Here is a 22,875-nt window from a genome sequence, read left to right on the forward strand (position 1 = left end):
GGTACGCACGGAAGCGGCCCCTGACGCTGATGGGCCAGGAACCGATGGCGGCGAACCAGACCAGCCGCCGAGGGCCAGCAGCTAGCCGGCTCGGCCTTGCAAATTCGAGGTGTTGGGTTAACCACCAAGGATGGGAACCCAACACCTCGAATTTGCAAGGCCGAGCCGGCTAGCTGCTGGCCCTCGGCGGCTGGTCTGGTTCGCCGCCATCGGTTCCTGGCCCATCAGCGTCAGGGGCCGCTTCCGTGCGTACCCGGCCTGCAGAAACCGGGGTATCGACTCGGTGTGCGGCCGGAACCGCCCGCCGCAGCCGCGCAGTGAAGTTCCGCAGATTGATCAGCTGCGAATCCTGGTTCGGTGCCTCGACTTCCAGGCCGTAGAAATCGCCGATGTGGTCGACGAAGGCCATCCGCCGGGCCTTTTCGTATACCTTCACTTCCCGTGAGAATGCCAGATATGTCGCCCAGCAGATCAGGATCAGGACGATGCTGAACGGCAGGGCAATGATGATCGCCGCCGTCTTGAGCGCCTCGAGGCCTCCGGAGAGCAACAGCGAGGCAGCAAGGAGGGAAGTAGCCAGAGTAAAGAAGATGCGGATCCAGTTCTTTGGCTCCACTTCCCCGCCAGTGGCAATCATGCCCATGACCAAGGCACCCGAGTCGGCAGAGGTGACGAAGAAGATGACAATCATGATGATGGCACCCACCGTCAGAACGGCACCGGCAGGCAATTGATCGAGCATGGCGAACAGTGCGCCCTCGGTGTCTATCGAGCGGTCAGGGGCAACAAGATTACCCGTGCCCTGTAGCTGGCCGTAGATGGCGGTTCCGCCGAGGACTGCGAACCACAGCATCGTGACTACGGTTGGAACCAAGATGACACCCGCAACGAATTGGCGCACTGTTCGGCCCTTGGAAATCCTTGCGATGAAGATGCCGACGAACGGGGCCCAAGAAATCCACCAACCCCAGTAGAAGGTGGTCCACGTGCCCTGCCAGATCTCACCCTCAGTTCCCGTAAAGGCGCTGACGTTGAAGGACATGGCGAGGAAGTTCTGCAGGTAATTGCCGACCGACTGCACGAAATTTCTCAGCAGGAATTGCGTGGGCCCAACTATGAGAAGGAAGGCGACGAACACGCCGGCCAACAGCAGGTTGGTGTTGGACAGCCACTTCATGCCCTTGCCAACACCAGATAGCACTGAGAAAAGCACCATAACGGTAACCACTGCAATGATGATGAGGTCGACGAACTGGGATGCCTGTATCAGTCCGGCACTTTCCAGTCCCGCACTGATCTGCAGGACACCCAATCCCAGCGAGGTTGCCACACCGAAAATCGTGCCGACCAAGGCAACGACGTCAATGAGGTTTCCGAGTCCGCCATGGACCTTGCGGCCCAACAATGGTTCGAGGGTCCATCGGATCGAGATTGGCCGACCACGTCGGTGAATTGCGTATGCGAGGGCCAACCCGATAACTACGTAGATAGACCATGCATGTACGCCCCAGTGCAGGAAGGTCTGGGCCTGGGCCTGTTGGGCAAGCTCGGCAGGAGTACCCGAGGCGCCAGGTTTGGGGGAAGCGAAATGGCTCAGTGGCTCGGAGACACCATAAAAAACCAAGCCGATGCCCATTCCGGCGGCAAAGAGCAGCGAGAACCAGGAACCGAGGGAGAACTCCGGTTCATCGTCATCCTTGCCGAGCTTAATCTCGCCAAATTTTCCAAATCCCAGCCATAGGCTGAACACCACGAAACCCGTGGCGATGAGGACGTAGTACCAATTGAAGTAGCCGATGATTTTCGACTGGATGGAAGCGAATAACGCCTCGGCGGTGGTTGGCATGGTCATCGCAAATGTAGCAAAAACAATGATGATGATGGCCGCGGGCCAGAAAACCCATCGGTGAACGCGGGGTGTTGCGCTCGCCTTCCTCAGTTCAGTTGTCATTTTCCGAGCTTAAGCGATAGATGGGGCCAACTGGCAAGAAAGGTGGTTATTCCCACCTAATTTGCAAATTATTGTCGATCCATGAAATTGATATGAATTTAGTAAAACCTACAATCTTCTGCGCGATATTCAGTGCCCGACATCTGTAGCAAGGGCGGACCGGTAGCGGGCATGCCCTTCCTGCGCGTCAACGCACCGTTCAGCCGCGTGACAGAGTTCCGGGGAAGATTTGGTATTGGCCAGAGTCAGCAGTGCCGGCGGTTTTGCGTGCAAGTGGCCGCATCGGATGGAGTTCTGGCCCCAAGGATTAATCCATGTGTAGTTCGACAAGGCCGTACTGCGCGGCCCGGATCAAGGTCTGGACCCTGTCCCGGACGCCAAATTTGGCCATGACGCGGCTCAGGTGAGCCTTGACTGTGGCTTCGGAAACATGCAACTCGGCAGCAATTTCCGGATTGTTGCGCCCGCGAGCGAGCAGTTGCAGGACTTCCAATTCTCGCTCGGACAAGGGCATGGGGCTTTGCCGGCTGGTGCTGCTCGGCTTGACGTCGTAGCCATTTCGGACGGCGCGGATGAGATCCTGTGACACTGACGCCGAAATAGCGGCACTTCCGTCGTGAACCGCCTGAATGGCGGCGAGGATTTCCGTGGGCTCGGCATCCTTGACCAGGTAACCCGCAGCCCCGGCCCGTAGAGCCGGGACCAGGTATTCCTCCGAGGAGAATGCGGTTATGGCGAGCACGCCAATGTCCGGGTAATTCGTCGTGATGATCTCTGTTGCTTCAACCCCGTCCATGCGAGGCATCTGCATGTCCATGAGGATGACGTCCGGGCTGTTGCCCGCACAAAAGTTCACGGCTTCGATACCGTTTGTCGCTTCTCCAAGCCACTGGAACCCCGGTGCAGCTTCCAGAATGATTTTGAGGGCTTGGCGCATGAGGGGTTCATTATCAACCACAAGAACTTGGATGTCGGTCACGGTTCCGAGTCTAGTGAACTTCGGACTTAACGACGTTGTGACTGGCCAAGTATAAAAAATTCATCTAAAAATACCTGTTGACTTAGTGAAATGGATGCAAGAATAGGCAACATGACTCGTAAAACTCGTATCCTCGCTGCTGTAACCATGTCCGTTGCCTTGTTGCTACCGGCCGCCATTCCTGCCCAGGCTGCCGCGGTTCCCGGTTCGCTCTCCAAGGGCAGCTCGCTGCCAGTTGCTTCGCCTGCTGGTGCTTCTGATGCATTTAATGACTGGCTGTGCCGATACTTCGGTGCATCATGCGGTAAGTAGAAAAGAGGGCTCATAGGAATGAGTCCTCTTTTGGGTGAGAATGGAGCGGTGAACCGATTCGTTTCTTCCCCCGATGCCACTAGTGAGCAATCTTCCTCCACTCTGGGGAGGAAGATTCTCCTGGTGGCAACCGGTGTTGTCGCTTTGCTGCTGGTTACCGACATTGTGACTCTGGTCAGTGAAGCCGGCTCCGACAGGTTTCGAGTTCAAGCGACCGACGGTATCGTCAATGCGGCTTTTGCTCTCGCGCTCGGACTATTGTGGGTTCGTACCCGCTATGCGGTCGTAGTTTCCATTGCGGCCATGACATTGACGGCTTTCACGGGCGCCTATATGTTCGCGCTCCTAATTGTTCCCCTCCTGGTTGGCATAGTTACCCTGACGGAGACCCGTAAGTTTTCTTTCCGCTACCTATGCGTCACGGGTCTGTGGCCAATCCTGATCGTTGTTGTCAGATCCTACGACGTGGGCTTCTTGATCATCATCATTCCGTTGGTCGCGGCCGCTTACTTCGTAGCCGTATTTGCGCGAAATTTTCAAGAACAGCGCGAGGCCGACAGAAAGCGCATCGAAGAACTGCGCCGCAAACAACAAGAGGCCGTTGAAGCTGAGCGCAAGGCCATTGCCAGGGACCTGCACGATATCGTCGCCCACGACATCACCGTGATTTCCATGCAGGCCAAGGCCGCGGGTTTTTCCGGCGATCCGGCAGTTGCCCAGGCAGCGCTCAAGGTCATCGGCGCCACGTCGAAGGAAGCCCTCCAGGACTTGCGCGTCATGCTCAACGTCTTGCGTTCGGACGGTCCGGCGACACGCGTGGACGGCTCACTCGTCGACTCTGCCGGGAATGCGGCCAGCAGCCTGGAAATTCTCATAGGTGTTGAGATCTTCGCCGAAAGATTGGTTGATCTCGGCCATCCGACCAAGATCATGGCCGACCCGAAGCTTTCAGGCCTGCCCCAGTCCGCCCAGGCCGCCCTGTACCGGGTGCTGCAGGAATCCACGACGAACATCGTCAAGCATGCCGAGCGGGATGCTCCGTGCCGCATTGAGGCCCTCGTTGTGGGCGACAGGGTGTGGCTGGAAATCGCCAATACGCTGCCCCGCCGCGTCATGGACCAAGGGTTTGATAGCGGTGGGCTCAGCTCAGGGATCGTGGGCATGTCCGACCGCATGGCGGCCTTCGGCGGAACCCTCTCGGCCAAGCGCGTCCGTGGCGACTGGGTGGTGCGCGCCGAGTTGCCGGCCGACATTATTGATCTTGGCAGCAGGTCGCTCGAGGAAGTTTCCGAGACTTCTGATCATTAGTGAGGTTACCTCACCAAGTATGGTCAAAGGTCTAATGTGGAGCACTCGCTCTCGTGGATAGAGTAGGTAGTACATCGGCCGTATAGCCGATTGATGAGTTCGCGGAGCGTTTTGCGAGTGGCGTTACAAGGACTCATTTCCAGCACGCCAGACGACGCCAGCCCCGCAGACCAAGCCCCCAAGTTGGTCAGCATCAGGAACCGCGTCAAATGCTTTCCCCCAAGGAGCATTTGATAACCAAGGTTCCGCGGTCGCTACTACCCCAAGAGTAGCCACCATCGGCGTCGTCGGGCGTGCTGATGTTTAAACCCGGATATGCCCCGTTTTCGGTCTCCGGGCTGCCGTGGGTGACGCGGATCACGGCACCGGGGGGAATGTGGCCGTCGGCCGTGGTGGTTCTGTTCTAATAGGAAACCACCATTGAGCCGCAAGGAGCGCACCCCCACATGAGCGTTGAAACCGCCGCGACCGTGTACGAGCAGCTGTCGATCGATGCAGATACCGCTGACAAGCTTTTCCTTGAAGCGCGAACTGCCAACACCTTCTCCGACGAGGCCGTTTCCGACCAGACCCTGGAAGCCATCTACGAGCTCACCAAAATGGGTCCGACGATGATGAACAACCAGCCGTTGCGCATCACCTGGGTCAAGAGTACCGAAGCCCGCGAGGCAGTTGTTGCCCAGATGATGGAAATGAACCGGCCCAAGTCCCTGTCCGCACCCGCGCTGGCCGTGTTGAGCTACGACGCCGACTGGCACGAGCAGTTCCCCGTCTTCTTCCCCCCACGCAGCCGAGCGCAAGGCCATGTTTGACGAGGATGTCGCCATGCGCGCCGAAGTCGCCAAGAACAACGCCTGGATGCAGGCCGGCTACTTCATCATGGCCGTCCGCGCCGCCGGGCTGCATGCCGGGCCCATGGGCGGTTTCAACGCCGCCGGCGTGGACACCGTCATCAATGCGGATAGCGCCAACCGCGCCTTCCTGATCGTCAACGTGGGCACCCCTGGCGAGAACCCCTGGTTCGACCGCCTGCCGCGCCTCGACATCGATATGGCAACCAACAGCATCTAGGTTTTCCGACCCGGACCAAAAGACCGTGGGGCGGTGGACGCGTTTTCGCGCATCCACCGCCCCACGGCGTTAAGAAGGAAAATCTAGCCCAGGATCTCCTCGGCCACGCGAGTCAGAGCGCGTTCCAGGGGCGCCCGCAGTACACGCGGTACACGGATGTGCTTGCCGATGCGGACCAGGCCCTCGGACTCGGCGGCGCGCAGCAATGTTTCCGCGGCCGGCACGGTTTGCTCAAAAAGCGGCTGCAGGTGTTCCTGCTCTGGCTCCAATTCTCCGGGCGCGGGAACCGAGAATGCTGCTTCGGTCCGTGGGGGATTGGCCGACCCTGCCTTTCCCAGCAGGGCGGCTGACATCTGCGTGACCATGTGTCCGTGTTCGTGGCCCACGCCGCTGAGCAGCATGTGTGCGTAGAGACCCTCCGCCAGAAGATCCTTGACGCCGCGGGCGCTGAATCCCGAGTCGGAGTTCAGCGCGTCGGAGACCACCGGGGTGGGCACTGCCTTGTCGGACTGCTTGGTCAGCAGGCCCGCACGCAGCAACGCATCCCAATAGGCGCCCAGCTTGGGAAGCTGCGCGATGGTTGCCACGGCGGTCCCTGCCTCCGGCACCCAAGCCGCCGGAGTGTCACCGGCCGCAGCATCCTGGCGGACATCCAGGCCAATGGCCGCCGCTGCGGCTGCCACGTCCGCCTCAAGGAGCGATCCATCCTGCTGGACCTCACGGCCCTCGCCGACCCAGCCCAGCAATGCCCGCGCGGTGTCCACCATCGGCAACTTTGCCCAGCGGGCGTCGGCGCTGGCTTCGTCAAGCTCGGGAACCAGCACGGGGGACTCGCCGCCCTGGGCGGCGATCAGGTCGAAGACCGCCTTGAACTCCTCCACGGAGCCACTCCAATGGCCACTCTCGGCAAGGAAGAGCACGAATTCACGCAGCATGCTCGCACAGGTGACGGCGACCTCGTCGCCGATCGAGCGCAGGTCCTTGAACTGGATGGCCAGAGCGTCGTGGTCGAGCTCGGACACCGCAACCTTCTCGCGCAGCCGTGCGTGAACCGTCAACAAGGTAACCAGGCCCTCGAGGCCGGCCTCCGTATCGGCAGGGGCATGGCGCTGGTTGAAGTAGGCGCGCAGCTGGGCCATGTAGGGCAGCATGGCCCCGCGGACCTGGTCCTCAAATTTCGATGCCCCGGCGCCGGGGTTGCGCGCGGGATGCCCGGTGCGCGGCTTGTTCTTGGCGGACTTTGATTTCGACATGTCTCTGTCGTCTCCCTCTGGTGCTTGGAAACCCTGGAATGGTGCTGCTTTGGATGCTCAGTCGGCGAAGAGCGAGCGAACATCGTCGGCGCTGATGGCCGAGGCGAACGCCGCATCGTCGTCGAGCACTGCGGTGAAGAGCTTGGCCTTCTTGTCCTTCAGCGCCATGACCTTTTCCTCGATGGTGTTCTTGGAAACCATCCGGTAGACCATGACGTTGCGCTTTTGGCCGATGCGGTGCGCGCGGTCGACGGCCTGGTTCTCCGAGGCGGGGTTCCACCACGGGTCCATCAGGAAGCAGTAGTCGGCCTGGGTGAGATTCAGTCCGAACCCGCCGGCCTTCAGCGAAATCAGGAACACCTGGACCTTGCCGGAGGTGAAGGATTCGATGACCTTGGCGCGCTTGGTCGTCGAGCCATCCAGGTAGGCGTGCTCGATCCCCGCCTCGGTGAGCCGTTCGCTGGCCTTGGACAGGAACGAGGTGAACTGGCTGAAGACCAGCGCGTTGTGGCCCTCGGCGGTGAGGTCCTCGAGCTGTTCGAGCAAGGCATCGAGCTTGCTGCTGGGCACCGAGGCGTACTCGTCGTCGATGAGCGAGGCATCCAGGGACAGTTGGCGCAGCTTGGTGAGGGAGGAGAACACCGCAAAGCGGTTCTTGTCCATGTCCTCGAGCATGCCCAGCACCTTCTGGCGCTCGCGCTGCAGGTGGCGCTGGTAGATGACCCGGTGCTTGGGGTTCAGTTCCAGCTCGAGGATCTGTTCCTGCTTCTCAGGCAGGTCGGTGGCCACAAGTTCCTTGGTGCGGCGCAGCATCAGCGGACGGATCCGGCGCCTCAGGCGCTTCAGCGCCTCGTTGTCGCCGTCCTTCTCGATGGGCTTGCGGTAGGCCTCGTCGAAGCGCTTGAGCGAGGGGAAGAGCCCGGGTGCGGCAATGGCGAACATCGACCAGAGCTCGGAGAGGTTGTTCTCCATGGGCGTGCCGGTGATGGCCAGCTTGAAGGGCGTCGGGAAGTCGCGGGCCTGTTTGGACGCCTGCGTTGCAGGGTTCTTCACGAACTGCGCCTCGTCCAGGATCAGCCCCGAGAATTTGGTGGCCGCGTACTCGTCCTGGTCGATGCGGAACAGGCCGTAGGAGGTGATGACGATGTCTACCTCGGCGGCGATCTCGTGGGCAGGGACCCCGCCGCGTCGCACCGTCTCGGTGATGTAGACGCTGTGCAGGTTCGGGGCGAAGCGTTTGGCTTCGGCCTCCCAGTTGGAAACCACGGAGGTCGGGGCCACCACCAGGAACGGCGGCATCTTGCCCGCGGCCGGATCGTGGTTGTCCTTGGCGTGCTGGATCAGGGCCAGGGTCTGCAGCGTCTTGCCCAGTCCCATGTCGTCGGCGAGCACGCCGCCCAGTCCGTTGTCGTAAAGGAAGGAGAGCCATTCGAAGCCCTCGCGCTGATAGGGGCGCAGGGTTGCATCGATGCCGTCGGGCAGCGGGGCGTGGGCAACCGTGAGGATGTTGCTCAGCCCCTCCGAGGAGGCTTTCCACGCCTCAGAGGCCTCGACATTGGTGGCAATGTCCTTGAGGTCTTCCCAGAGCGAGGCCTGGTGCTTGGAAATCCGGATGGTGCCATCCGTGGTGGAGTCCGAGAGGGAGCGGGCTTCCTCGATGAGCCGGCGCAGTTGCTCGTATTCCGGGCGGTCGAGCGCGAAGTATTTGCCGTCGGGGAGCATGAGGTACTCATCGCCGTGGGCCAGGGCCTGGAAGAGTTCGGTGAACGGGACGTTCTTGCCATCGATCCGCACCTCCACTCCCAGGTCGAACCAGTCGTTGGTTTCGGTGTTTTCGGCCGAGATGGTGATCAGCGGGTCGGCGGTGAGCTCCTCGTAGTCCAGTGCCTCGCCCTCGATGCTCACCTCCAGGTTTTCCATCGCCTGCAGTGCCGGCAGCGCCGAGGCGGTGAAGCGGGCGGCATGGACTCCGGTGATGACGATGGAGCTGTCGTTGGCCCGTACCTGGTGCTGAATGTTGCTGAACACCGCGGTGAAGGCTCCGGGGAAATCGGCCATGGCCGCACTGGCCTCGCGCTGCAGGGCAAGCTCTGCCTTGGAATCGCGCTCGACGCCGATGCCAGGTGTTGCCCCCAGAGGAACCTTGGTGCCGCCGTAGGAGAATCCCCAATGCAACTCGAAGCCGGGGGCGCCGGCCGTCTCGTCCTTGCGCTTGCGTGCGGGGTCCGGCTTCCGCACGATGTGCTTGATGCGCAGGAGCATCTTCGGTGCCAGCGAGGTCGGCACCTCGATGGAGTGGTCGAGGGAGGAGAGCTCCGTGGCCTTGGCGAGCTTGGGCAGGTATTCCTGTTCGAAGCTTTCCCGTCCGTTGGCCGGGATGACGACCTTTTTGTCGGTGCCGAGCAGGCCGGTGATCAGCGCGGGGATCTTCGCGCGCGTCGGTGCCAGGTGCAGGTTGAGGTGCTTCATTCCTTCGCTGGCGTCCCACCAGAACACGCCGTGGTCGGAGACGGCGCCGACGAAGTCGGTGTTGAAATCCGCGGGCAGGACGTCGAGGGAGGGCCGGATCCGCAATTTCCTGCCCTCGGAGGCGACATCGGTGCGGATGCTGACGGCGTCGTGAACTTTCACCGCGGATTTTGCGGACGGGCCGCGCAACTCGATCCCCAGTCCCGGGGCCTGGGCCAGGTGGTTCCACACCATGGAGCTGAGGAAGTCCCCGGCCGACAGATGGGTCCCGTTCCATGCGGCAAAGGAGTTCAGCTGCAGCAGGGTGCAGAACCACTCCACCTGGTCCGGATCGTAGATGAAGTCGAAGGGCAGCACGGGCACGCCGCCGGTGCGGGTATAGCGAAAGTGCTGCCAGGCGAGATTGCCGGAGACCCAGCGGCCCTTCTCGTTGAGCTGGACCGGGCGCAGCACCAGTTCGAGCTTGGAGGTGTGCGGAATGTCCCCGCTCTTGATCTTCTGCATTGCCGCGGCCTGGTAGCGCTGGAGGGTCCGTGGCCGGAGCTCGAACTGGACACCCAGGGTGCGTTCCTCGGTTTCCGCGTTCTCGGGACGGCCATCGCCGATCAGGGAATCCAGCATCCGCTCCCACGGGGCCCGGGGATCGGGTTCCTCGTAGTTCGTTTCGTCCCACATGTAGGCCAACAGCGCCGCGGCGGCATGCTTGCAATTCGCACCCACGGGGCAGGTGCAAATCCCGTGCTGGGGCACGAGAAAACCATGCTGGACCTGGGAGTGGACCGCGGTGCGGTAGACCATTCCGCCCGATCCCAGGACGCTGGCGCGCACGATGCTCATGGGTGCCACCCAATTGACGTCCAGCACCCTGCCCTGGCTTGCATAGGCCGCACCGCGGTCAAGGCTGAGTGCGCCGACGAGCTCCCGAATCAGGGTGGTCGATGAAAGCACTGGAGCAATGGGAGGCATGGAAATAGTCTAAAGGGGATCGCCCATGCGTCGGAGCCAAAACAGCCGCAGTGCAACCGTCGGCTGAAAACGGAGATCGGTGCCTGTGCGGGACGTTCCATGCCATGCATTGGGCAGGCGAGGAGGACAGGGAGAAAAGTGGGAAACACCTGGTTTACGGCGGACACCCACTTCGGGCATGGCCGCATCATCGAGACCTGCAGCAGGCCCTTTGCCGACAGCGCCGAGATGGATGCCGAAATCATCCGGCGGTGGAACCTCGCGGTGGCCTCGGCGGACACCGTCTGGGTGCTGGGGGATTGGGCGTTGGGCGACAAGGTCCGCGGACTTGAAATCGTTTCGGAGCTCCACGGCACCAAACACCTCGTGGCCGGGAACCACGACGCCTGCTGGCCAGGGAGGATCGGGGCGGAAAAGCACCTGAAAGGCTTCCTTGACGCGGGCTTTGCGAGCGTGGGCGCATTCGCCCGGGTGAAGCTTCCGGCCACCATCAAGAACGTGCCGGGGCGCAAGGTGCTGTTGAGTCATTTTCCCTATCTGGGGGGTTCCCGCGGCGGAGACCGTTACTCGCAATTTCGCCTGCGCGACGAGGGGCAATGGCTGCTCCACGGGCACGTCCACGGCGCCTTCCTGGCGACGGGCCGGGGCCTCAATGTCGGAGTGGATGTCCACGATTTCGCTCCCGTGTCTGCCCTGGTGCTTGCCCGAATGATTGATTCGATCGAGTATGAGAGCAGGACAAACCCCGGATGACGGGTCAGAAACCCGAACTCTTTACGGGGCAACGCAGAAAAAATAGAATATTTGCTAATCAGCCACATTTAATGCAGGGTACGCGATGCAGTGGCCTGCGTCACCGATGAAAAGTGAAGTCCCGTTGCTTCGCGTGGCTTTCACCGCCAAAGTTGAGATCAAGTGTTGGAATTTCTTGAACGGAGTGTGAACCATGGCCAGCGAAGCGACGCCTGAGCATGTTGTAATCGTCGGTGCAGGGTTCGTCGGCCTGTCCGCGGCCTGGTACCTGCAGGAGGAAGGCGTCAAGGTCACAGTCGTGGATCGGGGCGGGGTGGCCTCGGGTGCCTCGTGGGGCAACGCCGGCTGGCTGACCCCGGCACTGACGCTGCCGATCGCCGAGCCTTCCATCTTCACCAACGGCCTGAAGATGATGATGGATCCGGCTTCCCCGCTGTACGTTCCGCTCAAGGCCGATGCCAAGCTGCTTCGCTTCCTGGTGGGCTTTGCCTGGCACAGCACCCCGAAAAAGTGGCAGCAAGCCATGCGGATCTATTCCGAGATCGGCACCACGGGCCTGGACGCCTTCGATGAGATTGCCGAAGGCACCAACGCCGGTCCGGGCGTTCTCGAGAAGACCAAGCCCGCCACCCCGTTCCTGACCGGGTTCAAGTCCCTCAAGGACCGCGACGGACTTCTTCACGAATTCGACATGATCCGCAAGACCGGTGGCAATGTCGAGTTCGACCTGCTCACCGGCGACGAGCTGCGCGCCATCGAGCCGACCCTGTCCGACGAGGTGGCAGCGGGCGTGGCCATCAAGAACCAGCGCTTCCTGAACCCGCCGAAGTACATGGAATCGCTGGCCGAATCCGTGATCGCCCGTGGCGGGGACATCATTGGTTCCTACAACGTCACCGACGTCCGCGACAACGGCAGCTCGGTCACCGTCATTGGTTCCGAGGGCCGCTCGATCACCGCCGACCACGTGGTGATGGCGACCGGTGCCTGGATGAACGACCTGACCAAGAAGTTCGGCGTGAATGTCGTCGTCCAGGCGGGCCGCGGCTACTCCTTCACTGTCCAGCCCGAGGTCATGCCGACGCACCCGATCTACTTCCCGTCCCAGCGTGTGGCCTGCACCCCGCTCGGGGACCGCTTCCGCATCGCCGGAACCATGGAGTTCCGCGACGTCAACCACCCGTTGGAGCCCAAGCGCATCGAGGCCATCGTGGCCGCGGCCGCCCCGGTCTACAAGGGCATCAACTGGGAAGACCGCAAGGAAGAGTGGGTTGGCGGGCGTCCCTGCACCGCAGACGGACTGCCGCTGGTCGGCGCCACCCGCTCCCCGCGCGTGCACGTTGGCGGCGGACACGGCATGTGGGGCGTTGCCCTGGGCCCGCTGACCGGCAAGCTGCTCGCCGCCGGAATCCTCGGCAAGGACAAGCCTGCCGTGGCACGCCACTTCAACCCGTTGCGCAAGGGCTTCTAGGCCCCTCGTTGCCAAAACCACTGGGACCCCGGTGATCGGTGCGGATCAAATACCCGCACCGGTCACCGGGGTCCCTTGTGCGTGGGGAGGGCAAGCGCCGGTTGCAACTTGTAAAAGGGACGATTGAATACCGTACGTAGCACTGGTTTTTTGTTTTTTCCGTGGTGCCAGCTAGCGGTGAAAGGGTCCGCGGGGGCACTGGATCCGGGCGTAACGTGGGGATCGAAAGGGAAGGTCCACCAGGGACGGGCGCGGGGCAAGCGGCTCCGGCCGGCCACGGAATTCCCGGGAAAGGCCAGCATCCATGAGAACGTATGTCGTCACGGGATCCGCATCCGGCCTTGGTGCCGCAACCGCCGAATTGCTGCGCGTGCGCGGCCACAAGGTGATTGGCGTTGAGCTGCGCAACGCCGAGGTGAACGCGGACCTCTCCACCGGGGCGGGACGCGCGGCCGCGGTCGCCGAAACCCTTGCTGCCGGGGAGGGAGGGATCGACGCTGTCATCACCGCCGAGGGAGTCTCCGCACCCAAGGCCTTCACGGTCTCGGTGAACTTCTTTGGTGTGACGGCGTTCCTTGAGGGCCTGCTGCCCGCACTGACGTCTTCCGCCGCACCGCGCGTGGCGGTGGTTTCCTCCATGGCTTCCCTGCAGGCGAATTCCGAAGCGCTGGTCGAGGCCTTGATGGCCGGCGACGAGACCGAGGCACTGCGCATTGGTGCCGAGCTGGAAGCCCAGGGCCCGCGGGCCGGCTACCTGAACTACCCTTCCTCCAAGCGTGCGATCTCCCGCTGGGTGCGCCGCGAATGCATCACCGGACCTTGGGCCGGTGCCGGCATCCCGTTGAATGCGGTGGCCCCCGGAACCGTTATCACCAACATGACGCGCGAGATGCTTGCCACCGACGAGGGCCGCAAGCTGGCCGATGACAACGTGCCGATGCCGCTGAACTACCATTCGGAGGCCGTGGTGATTGCCCGCATGCTGGCCTGGCTGGCGAGCGAGGAAAACACGCACGTCACCGGCCAAACGATTTACATTGACGGTGGTGCCGACGCCACCCTGCGCGGGGACGACATCTGGTCCAGGTAACGCATCCTGAACCACCGACGCGCGGAGGCGGGTGCGGTCAGGGGTGGCGCACGCCTTGGCCCGCAAGCACGCTCGCGTAGCCTTCGCGGTAGGTCGGGAACGTGAACTTGAAGCCGGTGGAGAGCAGGAGCGCGTTGGACAGGCGCCTGTCGCCGCCGCGGTTCACCGGGGCCTCGCCAGCCACGGGCAAGGGAACGCCAAGGCTTTGGGCCAGGAATTCCTGGACCTCGGCCAGGCCCGCAGGCTCATGGTCAACACCCAGATAGAGCTGCGCCGGCGCGGGTTCCAGGGTGCACAGGTGCACGATCGCGGCAGCCGCATCGTCGCGGTGGATCCGGTTGGTCCACACTGTCTTGTCCGGGGTGCGGGCGTTGCCGTCGCGCACCTGGCTGATCAAGTGGTTGCGGCCGGGCCCGTAGATTCCGGCCAGGCGCAGGATGACCGGTGCTGCGGCACTGCGGCGCACCAGCTCCTCGGTTTCGGCCAGGATCCTGGCGGTTGCGGTGCGCGGGGAAACCTCGGTGTCCTCGTCGACCCAGCCCCCGGCCGCATCGCCAAAGACGGCGGTCGAGGAGACCAACAGGAAGCGCCGGGGAGAAACGCCGTCACGCGCCAGGGCGTCGAACACGCGCCGTGCGGCATCCAGGTAGGTGCGGCGGTAGGCCTCTTCGCTGCGCTCGGGCGCGGCGGGGGTGAAAACCACGGTATCGGTGTCGGGATCAATCGCCGGCAGTGCTGTGGCGGGATCGGACAGGTCTACCCGGTGAGTGGCAAATTCCGTGGGCAGCACTTCGGGCCGTCGGCGCCACGCGGTGACGTGGTGCCCGGCGGCCCGGAAGCGCAGGCCCGCCTCGGTGCCGAGATCCCCGGCACCGACAACGAGGACCTTCACTTGGCGGCTGGACGCAATCCGGCTCGAGCCATGGCGTCGGCGTAGGCCGCAACCATTTCGTCGAACCACGCCTGCTGCTTTTCTGCCGAACCCAGGAAGGCGCGGTCCGCGGTGGACCGCACTTCATAGATCTTGATGCCGCGCTGGTTGATGACCTGCTGGCCGCCGGCCTTGATCCAGGCCTGGACCAGTCGCTTTGCCTCGGTCCCGTGCGCCACGATCGCCGAGGTGCGGTACGCGATGCGCATGAGCTCCTTGAGCGGGCGGATCCCTGCCTTCACCTGGTCAGGGGTCAGCTTGGTGCCGCCGTCAGGCAATTCCCACGGGAAGACATTCCACGGGATACCAAAACGCGGCTCCAGCCCGGCAGCCTCATAGACTGCAGCAAGCCGTGCCGCGGTGGGATCGTCGTTGCGCAAAGACAGGAAACCCGAAGACGTTCCGGGGCCCGGCGCGATTTGCAGGGAAATAACCCGAGCCTCATCTACGTCGTGCACCGGGTCGATGAGCGGAACCCGGGAACCGGGCTGTTGGTCCTGCAGCTTGCGACATAATGCCGTGAGTTCGGCGACGGAATCGTCCTCCACCTTGCTCAGCTGTTCTTCAAAGTACTCAGATTGGCTCATTATTCACCTTTCGCCCTCCCACTGAGCCTACGCCGATTACCGGTCGCGCGCATTCCACCCCTCGGTGGCATGCCAGGGTGGGCAATTCGGCGAACATGTCGCATGATGGGCGCATGGGACTGACTCGCTCCGACATTGACCGCCTGACCCGCTGTGTTGAACTGGCCGAAGAGGGGCTGGAGGCAGGCGACGAGCCCTTCGGCTCGATCCTTGTCGATGCCGACGGGGTCGTGCTTTACGAGGGCCGGAACCACGTGGCCGGCGGGGATTCCACGGCGCATCCCGAGCTGGCCATTGCGCAGTGGGCGCTGGGAAACCTGCAACCGGAGCGCCGGGCCGCGGCCACTGTGTACACCTCCGGGGAACACTGCCCGATGTGCGCCGGCGCCCACGGCTGGGCCGGGCTGGGACGCATCGTCTATGCCGCCTCGGCGGCCATGCTTGATTCCTGGCACCGGGAATGGGGTGTGGCGCCCGGCTCGGTGGCCGCGCTGCCCGTCAACCTGGTGGTGCCGGGCATCCAGGTGGACGGTCCTGCCGACGAGCTGGTGCCGCGGATCCGCTACCTGCACTTCCAGGCCTTCCAGGAATCACGGCGTCGGCCCGCCCCCATTGAAGGCGTCTGAGGGACGAAACATAAGGTGGCACTCGGTGCCGGATTGTGAAACTTGGTTCCGTAACCATAGTCTGGTGTATGGCAAATGTAGCCGGCGTCACACTCTTCCATGGTGACCGCGACCGGAAAAACGATGACGACCGGAATGAGGACCACATGGGCGTGCAACCACTGGCCAACCACTCGGAACTGACACCGCTGCGATTCCTGCAGCGCTCGGTGGAGGTATACCCGTCAAAGGAAGCCATAGTGCACGGGGCGCGGTCCTACAGCTATGCGCAATTCGGGGCGGAGGTGCAACAATTCGCCAAGGCGCTGGCCGCACGCATCGTGCCCGGTGACCGCGTCGCGGTATTGGCACCGAACATTCCCGAAATGCTGGTCGCCCACTACGCCGTCCCGCTGGCAGGGGGCGTGCTCGTGGCCCTGAACACCCGGCTCTCGGCCCGCGAGCTCGGCTACATCATGGAGCACTCGGCCACGAAGCTGCTCTTTGCCGACTCGGAGCTCCTCGGCGCCGCGGCGGCGCTGCGCGCCGAGGTCCCGACCCTCGAGGCGCTCATCGAGATCCAGGACGCCGAATTCACCGGCACCAGGCCCGGGGTCCAGGTGGATGGCACCTATGCGGGGTTCATTGCCGCAGGCAGCGGGGCGGATATTGACTTCGCGATTGCCGATGAACGGGCGCCGATCACGCTGAACTACACCTCGGGGACCACGGGCAAGCCCAAGGGCGTGCTGTATTCGCATCGCGGCAGCTACCTGAACTCGATGGGGGAGGCCTTCCACCAGGGCTTTGACGCGCACACCCGGTACCTGTGGACCCTGCCGATGTTCCATTGCAACGGGTGGTGCACCCCCTGGGCGGTCACCGCGGCCGGCGGCACACACCTGTGCCTGCGCGGCGTGCGCGACGAACCGGTGTGGGACGCGATTGATGACCTCGGAGTCACCCACCTGTGCGGTGCCCCGACGGTCTGCTCGATCATCGCCGACTCGACCCGGGCCCACGCGCTGGAGCGCGGCATCAAGATCACCACCGCCGGGGCCCCGCCCTCGCCGGCGATCATCCGCAAGCTGCAAAAACTGGGCATCGAGGTCGTCCACGTCTACGGCCTCACCGAGGTCTACGGGCCGTACACGATCTGCGAGTACCAGGAAGCTTGGGACGATTTGGACGAGGAGTCCAAGGCGCAGAAGGTCTCCCGGCAGGGTGTGGGCATGGTCCAGGCCGAATCGGCACGCATCGTGGATGCGAAGATGGACGACGTGCCCGCCGACGGGGAAACCATGGGCGAGATCGTGCTGCGCGGCAACAACGTGATGATCGGCTACTACCGGGACGAAGAGGCCACCGCCGCGGCGTTCGCCGGCGGCTGGTTCCACACCGGGGACCTGGGGGTTATGCATCCCGACGGATACATCCAGCTCAAGGACCGTGCCAAGGACATCATCATTTCCGGAGGCGAGAACATCTCGACCATCGAGGTCGAGCAGGCATTCGCCAGCCACCCGGAGGTCCTTGACGTGGCGGTGATCGGCGTTCCGCACGAAAAGTGGGGCGAGACCCCGGTGGCCTACGTGATCCGGGCCAGCGGCTCGCAGGTCGACGCGGCAACGCTGCAGGCCCATGCCCGCACGCAATTGGCGGGTTTCAAGGTTCCCAAGACCATCCACTTCCCGCAGGATCTGCCGCGGACCTCCACGGGCAAGGTGCAAAAGAACGTGCTGCGGCAAAACGCGTAGCGCCGCGGCGCGAATACTGACTTTCAGTGGTCGGCCGTCCCGGAAAATAGTCACCGGGACGGCCGATTACTTTTAATCCCGGCTGTCACACCCGTGACATCTGCAACTCTGGCCACATATGGTGTACCCACACGAGTACTTATCCAAGGGGTTGATGTCTCACGGGTCAATTCCTTTGTTGAAGGAGTAAGCGCCATGAGTTCACAACCACTACTTTCCCTGCGGATCGCGGCGGCGACGTTCGGCGCCTCGATGGCAGTGGGGGCACTTGCCCCCGCGGTGACCGCGGCGCCGATGCCCACCGTTGTGCCTCCAGTGCATCTTGTCGTCGCGAAGAAGCAGGTTGCCCCGCGAACGCAAACCGCCACGACCATTCGAACGACCGCGAACTTGAACCTGCGGCAGAGTCCCGGCACCCATTTCACGTCGCTGGCCGTACTCGCGAAGGGAACCGCGGTCACCAGGACCGGCAAGGCCTGCGGTGTTTGGTGGGAGGTGAAGGCCGGTTCGCGGACCGGGTGGGTGAGTTCCGTCTATCTGGCGAAGGCCGCCGGCAAGGCGCCGGCGCCCCGGACGGTTGCGACCCATCGAACGAGTGTGAATCTGAACCTGCGGCAGAGTCCCGGCACCCATCACAAATCGCTGGTTCTTCTCGCGAAGGGAACCGCGGTCAGTAGGACAGGCAAGGCCAGCGGTGTTTGGTGGGAGGTGAAGGCCGGTTCGCGGACAGGGTGGGTGAGCTCCAACTACTTGACGAAGTCCAGTGGCACCGCGCCCGCGCCCACCTCGGTTGCTACCCATCGAACAAATGCGAACTTGAACCTGCGGCAGAACGCCGGCACCCATTTCAAGTCGCTGGCCGTTCTCCAGAAAGGCACAGCTGTCGCCAGGACGGGCAAGGCCAGTGGTGTCTGGTGGGAGGTGAAGGCCGGTTCGCGGACCGGGTGGGTGAGTTCCAACTATTTGACGAAGGCCGCCAGCCAGGCACCCGAATCCAATCCGGTCGCCGGCGCCAACCGCTGGGTGGACGGCACCCAGGCGATTTACGCCAAGGCCTCGTTGTCCTCCAACCGCCTTGCGGTGCAAACCGGCGGAACCAAGGTCAGGCTGATCAAGGGCGCCGGAAACTGGTCCTACATTGACACGCCGACAGGACAGGGCTGGATCCCCACTTCGTCGCTGGCCACCACCGAGCCGAGCAGCAATTCCACCTCATATCGGTGGACCGCCTACGCCGCCAACGTCCGTACCGGCCCCTCAACCTCCTTCAGCACCCTGGGGGTCGTCCCCGCGAACCAAAAAATGTCCTTCCTGAAGACCTCCGAGGGATGGTCGCAGGTCAAGACCTCGAAGGGAACGGGCTGGATCAAGAACACGCTGCTCACCAGCGTCGAGTACCGGGCGCCGCAGGAGCTGCGGCCCATGACCCGGTTAATGATCAGGGACGTGCGAGACCGTTTCGGATCAAGCATCAGCAGCGTAGGAGGCTCGCGCGCCGGCTCCATCGGGCACAGCTCGGGGCTGGCCGCGGACTTCATGATCAAGGACTATTCCTCGGCCGCCGGCATCGAGGCCGGTGACCGGATTGCCCAGTACCTGGTGGAAAACCACGAACGGCTGGGGATCAGCTACCTGATCTGGCGGGATGAGCTGTGGCTGGCCGAGGACGGCCAGTGGGGACCGTATTCAACCGGCGGCTGGGGCAAGCACCTGGAATCCTCTCGCGGATGGAACGCGACCACGATGCACATGGACCACATCCACGCGGAGATCTCTGCCTCCCGGGCAAACAAATAGTTTGGCGCATGATGGTTGACCTTGGCCTTGACCCTGGGGCAAGGAAAAGCCTGGCTTCATGAACCACGAAAAGCTGCTGGGCATCGGCGCCTTCGCCGAGGCGACCACGCTCTCGCCCAAGGCTCCGCGGCACAAGCGCAGCAGCCGACTGGCGGGGGAAGCTGTGCCAACGCAGGGATCGTCGTAGCTGCGACCGCCTTCCCCTCGATCCCGGCGACGGGCGACCAAGTGTCAGGCTGGGTCGAGGAGGCCGGTTCCAGCAGGGTGGGACCACCGCATGAAATATGGCAAGTGCTTCCCTGGGTCGAGGAACCGGCGAACCGGCGAAAATGACGGTTGCCGGGCCCCGCACATCATTGGTGGTTTCTTTCTGGTCCTGCCTGCTGAACCATGGGCGCCCGGTGGGCTGGAACGGCCCTCGCCGTGATGGCGGCAACCGCGGAACTTCGGGGGCTGGGCCGTCAGCGACGGCGGCCGCTGGTAGGCTTGGCATCGAATCTATGTTCTAGGAAAGGTGGCGGTCGTGTTCGGAATGGATTTGCCGCAGCCACCGTCTCCTGATTCCCAAGGGCCCGTTGGTGCTGTTGAAGCCATGGGGTTCCCGTCCCCCGCCAGGGACTACTACAACGGCGGAATTGACTTGAACCGGCTGCTGATTCGCGATCGGACCTCCACTTTTCTCATGCGTGTTTCCGGCAACTCGATGGCATCGTCCGGGATCGGCCACGGGGACGAGGTCATTGTGGACCGGGCCCTGGCTCCGCGTGACGGGTCGGTGGTCATTGCCATCCAGGAGGGGGAGCTGGTCATCCGCCGGCTGGTGGAGCACCGGGGCTCCATGGTCCTGGCCAGTGACGAGCAACCGGTCGAGGAGGCCGAAGCCGTGGCCGAGGAAACCTCCATCTGGGGTGTCGTCACGCGATGCCTGCACCATGTCTAGTACGCGGAAGTGCACCTGATGCAGGATTTTGCAGTGCTGCGGCCAACCCTGGAACGAAAAATGCCGCACTGGATGACTCCGGTCATCGACATCAGGGGGAGCGCCACATGGAGCCAAAACAAGAACGGGACGATAGCGCCGAACTGCCCATCGCCGTTCGAGCCAGCGCATCCTGGAAGCGGCGGCGCCACTGGCCCAAGACCCGCTACCGGAGCGTCCAGCACGATGCACGTTTCGCCGATGGTCGGGAAGAGCAGGGCGTCAGGATCGACGCGGTGCTTCAAGGATGGCGCTACCCCGCCGACCCGTGGTGCGTGCGCGACGGCGCCGAGAAGGAATGCCCGGAGGAAGGAATCGGGCCGTGGGTGGACTATCCCTATGGGCGCCCGCTCTGACCCGGGGTCCCCGAAGGGCTCAATCGAGGACACCTTGGCCAGGAGTGCAGTAACCGATCTGTGTCGGCACAGTGGTGATGGTGGACCGGCGCAACCGCATCCATAGAGTGAAGGAACGCCCATGAAGAACCCGACAAGCACCGCGGTGCTCGGGCGCTGCGTCCCGACGCAACGATGGAGGGCATCGTGAGTGACCGTATTGCCTTGGTGGACGTGAACAACTTCTACGTTTCCTGCGAGCGTGCCTTCGACCCGAAACTCGTTGGCAGGCCCGTTGTCGTCCTTTCCAACAACGACGGTTGCGTTGTCGCGCGCTCGCAGGAGGCCAAGGACCTGGGGATCACGACCGGAGCCCCCTTCTTCCAGGTCAAGCAGTTCATCCAAAGCCATGGCATGGCCGTACGCTCGAGCAACTACGAACTGTATGGGGACATGAGCGCCCGGGTCATGGAGGTGCTCTCGCGGTTCGGCACCTGGCAAGAGGTCTACTCCATTGACGAGTCCTTCCTCGGTGTCCAAGGCAATCCGGACCAGCTCGGAGAGCTTGCCACACGCATCCGCACGGCCGTTGGGCGAGGTGTCGGAGTGCCGGTCTGCGTGGGTGTGGCACCGACCAAGACCCTGGCGAAGTTCGCGAACCACGTGGCCAAGCACAATGCGCACCTGGGTGGCGTGTGTTCCATGGACTCCATGGACCCGAGCCTGGTTGAGCAAATCCAATCACGCGTCCCGGTCACCGACCTGTGGGGAGTCGGTGCCCGCACCGGTACGAAACTGGCCGGGATGGGTATCGCCAGCATTGCGGACCTCAAGGCAGCTGACGTCACCGAGATCCGCAAGAAGTTCTCCGTCGTCCTTCAACGCACCGTGTTGGAACTCAACGGAACGCCGTGTATTCCCCACAACGAGGAACGCGCCGACAAGCAACAAATCATGTATTCGCGGTCCTTTTCCAGCCCCGTGACCACCATTGAGGACATGGTCGAGGTCATGTCGATCTACGCCCAGCGTGGTGCGGCCAGGCTGATGTCCGACGGGCTCTGGGCCACGCTGCTCACTGTCACCGCAGGCACGAGTCGCTTCGCCGGAGGGGAAGCCTCGTTCCCCTCGGTGACGCTCAAACTGCCCTCGCCGACCCAGGACCCGATCCTGCTCACCCGACTGGCCGTCGGCGCCATGCGTGAAATCATGCGACCCGGCGCTTCGTACGTACGCGGCGGGGTCGTGCTCTCCGGGTTGCAGCCGGAACCCGGGCAAGCCGCTTTCGGAATCTTCGAGGAAGACATCGCCGTCAAGCATGTCGGTGACGTGCTGGGCGCCGTCAAGGCAAAATTCGGGAACAAATCCATTGGACTTGGCTCCGGGGGACTGGCGGTTGAACCGGGATGGTCAATGAAAAGGGAATACTCGTCGCCCAAATTCACCACGGACTGGGCAGAAATCCCGGTGGTGAAGGCCTAATCCTGGTGGTCATGCACGAAGGAGCAAACTTCCTCCGGGCAACCTTGCCAGGTCTTGGAAAAGAACGCCACGATTTCGAGCCCGCGCTCAAAGCGATACTTCTGTGCGGGCCCACCGTTCACGGCGCTCGCCGACCGACGGATGGCCATGAGGAAGAACTCGCAAACAGACTCGTAGTTCCACAGGTCCATGGCCGCGTCGACGACTTCGTCGTGCGTCATCCATTCCCGGTCTTCAACCACGGCCTCAGCAAAGTCGAGCACAATTTTCCGGTCCATGTCATGATGCTGCCCGCAATCACACCATTCAATGCCGCGGGAAGGCATCTGCCAGACATCGGGCACCAGCTCGGTATCAAAGGGTTCTTGCGGGGACCGCCGGCGGGCTTCGCCCGCCGGCGGCGTGCCCTCGGCGTGGGTGGTTCTTAGGAGTGTGCTCGGTGCCATCGGTTCCTCCTCGAAGTGTCCTGTGCCCAGCATAGGCTTGCCCGTCGATACCTTCGCGTTGGACAGAGGAAACTGCGCCAAACAATGGAAAGAACTTTTCATGAAAAAGTTCCGGCCCGGATCTGCATTGCGACCTCTCAGCGCGCCGGCATCGAGGGCGACGAGTGTCTCTTCACGATTTGTGAGTTCAAATGCCCCGTCCTGCCTTTTTTCTGGCACGCTGAAGATGTTGGAGAAAAGAGGCTGCGCACCATGAGCAATTCACGAGCAACAATTTCCCTGCGCCGCAGGATACTCCCGTTGGTGTTCCTGCCCGCCTTGGTTTTGGCTGGT

Annotated in this window: 21 protein-coding genes; 14 read left to right on the forward strand and 7 right to left on the reverse strand. The window is 62.9% G+C overall.

Annotation, left to right across the window (positions count from 1 at the left end):
- Positions 1 to 169 precede the first annotated feature (169 nt).
- A complete protein-coding gene (locus ACLQ7E_RS21525; RefSeq protein WP_411734626.1) occupies positions 170 to 1,951 on the reverse strand; it encodes a BCCT family transporter in 1,782 nt (593 codons plus the stop codon).
- Positions 1,952 to 2,258: 307 nt separating this feature from the next.
- Entirely contained in the window at positions 2,259 to 2,930 is a 672-nt protein-coding gene (locus ACLQ7E_RS21530; RefSeq protein ID WP_411734627.1) for a response regulator, read from the reverse strand.
- 111 nt (positions 2,931 to 3,041) lie between these two features.
- On the opposite strand from ACLQ7E_RS21530, the gene ACLQ7E_RS21535 reads away from it, so the two are divergent.
- The 4 genes from ACLQ7E_RS21535 to ACLQ7E_RS21550 all read left to right on the forward strand — a co-directional run bounded on the left by ACLQ7E_RS21535 (position 3,042) and on the right by ACLQ7E_RS21550 (position 5,621).
- On the forward strand, positions 3,042 to 3,242 hold the full coding sequence (locus tag ACLQ7E_RS21535; RefSeq protein WP_411734628.1) for a hypothetical protein: 201 nt from the start codon (positions 3,042 to 3,044) through the stop codon (positions 3,240 to 3,242).
- Positions 3,243 to 3,365: 123 nt separating this feature from the next.
- Positions 3,366 to 4,550 (forward strand): sensor histidine kinase, encoded by a 1,185-nt coding sequence (locus ACLQ7E_RS21540; protein WP_411734629.1) that lies wholly within the window; start codon positions 3,366 to 3,368, stop codon positions 4,548 to 4,550.
- Positions 4,551 to 4,996: 446 nt separating this feature from the next.
- Positions 4,997 to 5,362, forward strand: a complete 366-nt coding sequence (locus ACLQ7E_RS21545; protein ID WP_411734630.1) for a nitroreductase family protein — start codon at positions 4,997 to 4,999, stop codon at positions 5,360 to 5,362.
- Positions 5,363 to 5,375: 13 nt separating this feature from the next.
- Positions 5,376 to 5,621: a nitroreductase family protein gene (locus ACLQ7E_RS21550; protein WP_411734631.1), complete on the forward strand. Its 246-nt coding sequence runs from the start codon at positions 5,376 to 5,378 to the stop codon at positions 5,619 to 5,621.
- An 83-nt stretch (positions 5,622 to 5,704) separates the two neighbouring features.
- Here ACLQ7E_RS21550 and ACLQ7E_RS21555 read toward each other — a convergent pair whose 3' ends face one another.
- Together ACLQ7E_RS21555 and ACLQ7E_RS21560 are read right to left on the reverse strand one after the other, a co-directional pair.
- A complete protein-coding gene (locus ACLQ7E_RS21555; protein ID WP_411734632.1) occupies positions 5,705 to 6,874 on the reverse strand; it encodes a hypothetical protein in 1,170 nt (389 codons plus the stop codon).
- A 57-nt stretch (positions 6,875 to 6,931) separates the two neighbouring features.
- The gene (locus ACLQ7E_RS21560; protein ID WP_411734633.1) at positions 6,932 to 10,309 is read right to left on the reverse strand and encodes an SNF2-related protein; all 3,378 of its coding nucleotides are present in this window, start codon (positions 10,307 to 10,309) and stop codon (positions 6,932 to 6,934) included.
- Positions 10,310 to 10,447: 138 nt separating this feature from the next.
- On the opposite strand from ACLQ7E_RS21560, the gene ACLQ7E_RS21565 reads away from it, so the two are divergent.
- The 3 genes from ACLQ7E_RS21565 (at position 10,448) to ACLQ7E_RS21575 (ending at position 13,623) form a co-directional block, all read left to right on the forward strand.
- Complete coding sequence (locus ACLQ7E_RS21565; RefSeq protein ID WP_411734634.1) at positions 10,448 to 11,062, forward strand: metallophosphoesterase; 615 nt, start codon at positions 10,448 to 10,450, stop codon at positions 11,060 to 11,062.
- A gap of 193 nt (positions 11,063 to 11,255) precedes the next feature.
- Complete coding sequence (locus ACLQ7E_RS21570; protein WP_411734635.1) at positions 11,256 to 12,533, forward strand: NAD(P)/FAD-dependent oxidoreductase; 1,278 nt, start codon at positions 11,256 to 11,258, stop codon at positions 12,531 to 12,533.
- A gap of 304 nt (positions 12,534 to 12,837) precedes the next feature.
- Entirely contained in the window at positions 12,838 to 13,623 is a 786-nt protein-coding gene (locus ACLQ7E_RS21575) for an SDR family oxidoreductase (RefSeq protein ID WP_411734636.1), read from the forward strand.
- A gap of 37 nt (positions 13,624 to 13,660) precedes the next feature.
- Here the strand turns inward: ACLQ7E_RS21575 and ACLQ7E_RS21580 are convergent, their stop codons facing one another.
- Positions 13,661 to 14,515, reverse strand: coding sequence for an NAD-dependent epimerase/dehydratase family protein (locus tag ACLQ7E_RS21580; protein WP_411734637.1), 855 nt, complete (start codon positions 14,513 to 14,515; stop codon positions 13,661 to 13,663).
- Positions 14,512 to 15,141, reverse strand: coding sequence for a uracil-DNA glycosylase (locus ACLQ7E_RS21585; RefSeq protein ID WP_411734638.1), 630 nt, complete (start codon positions 15,139 to 15,141; stop codon positions 14,512 to 14,514). Before ACLQ7E_RS21585 ends, ACLQ7E_RS21580 begins: the two co-directional genes overlap by 4 nt.
- A 113-nt stretch (positions 15,142 to 15,254) precedes the next feature.
- Here ACLQ7E_RS21585 and ACLQ7E_RS21590 point away from each other — a divergent pair, with 113 nt between their 5' ends.
- From ACLQ7E_RS21590 to ACLQ7E_RS21620, 7 genes are all read left to right on the forward strand, one after another.
- Positions 15,255 to 15,767 (forward strand): nucleoside deaminase, encoded by a 513-nt coding sequence (locus ACLQ7E_RS21590; RefSeq protein WP_411734639.1) that lies wholly within the window; start codon positions 15,255 to 15,257, stop codon positions 15,765 to 15,767.
- A 146-nt stretch (positions 15,768 to 15,913) separates the two neighbouring features.
- A complete protein-coding gene (locus ACLQ7E_RS21595; RefSeq protein WP_411734640.1) occupies positions 15,914 to 17,503 on the forward strand; it encodes an AMP-binding protein in 1,590 nt (529 codons plus the stop codon).
- Between the two features lie 195 nt (positions 17,504 to 17,698).
- On the forward strand, positions 17,699 to 19,300 hold the full coding sequence (locus ACLQ7E_RS21600; protein WP_411734641.1) for an SH3 domain-containing protein: 1,602 nt from the start codon (positions 17,699 to 17,701) through the stop codon (positions 19,298 to 19,300).
- 58 nt (positions 19,301 to 19,358) lie between these two features.
- Positions 19,359 to 19,487 (forward strand): hypothetical protein, encoded by a 129-nt coding sequence (locus tag ACLQ7E_RS21605; RefSeq protein WP_411734642.1) that lies wholly within the window; start codon positions 19,359 to 19,361, stop codon positions 19,485 to 19,487.
- 345 nt (positions 19,488 to 19,832) lie between these two features.
- Positions 19,833 to 20,240, forward strand: coding sequence for a LexA family protein (locus ACLQ7E_RS21610; protein WP_411734684.1), 408 nt, complete (start codon positions 19,833 to 19,835; stop codon positions 20,238 to 20,240).
- Positions 20,241 to 20,347: 107 nt separating this feature from the next.
- On the forward strand, positions 20,348 to 20,635 hold the full coding sequence (locus tag ACLQ7E_RS21615; protein ID WP_411734643.1) for a hypothetical protein: 288 nt from the start codon (positions 20,348 to 20,350) through the stop codon (positions 20,633 to 20,635).
- Positions 20,636 to 20,821: 186 nt separating this feature from the next.
- Positions 20,822 to 22,096 (forward strand): Y-family DNA polymerase, encoded by a 1,275-nt coding sequence (locus ACLQ7E_RS21620; protein WP_411734644.1) that lies wholly within the window; start codon positions 20,822 to 20,824, stop codon positions 22,094 to 22,096.
- On the opposite strand, the gene ACLQ7E_RS21625 is transcribed toward ACLQ7E_RS21620, so the two are convergent.
- Complete coding sequence (locus tag ACLQ7E_RS21625; RefSeq protein WP_411734645.1) at positions 22,093 to 22,761, reverse strand: hypothetical protein; 669 nt, start codon at positions 22,759 to 22,761, stop codon at positions 22,093 to 22,095. The genes ACLQ7E_RS21620 and ACLQ7E_RS21625 overlap by 4 nt on opposite strands.
- Between the last annotated feature and the right edge of the window lie 114 nt (positions 22,762 to 22,875).

The sequence above is a fragment of the Paeniglutamicibacter sp. genome, assembly GCF_046714615.1.
GTDB lineage: Bacteria > Actinomycetota > Actinomycetes > Actinomycetales > Micrococcaceae > Paeniglutamicibacter.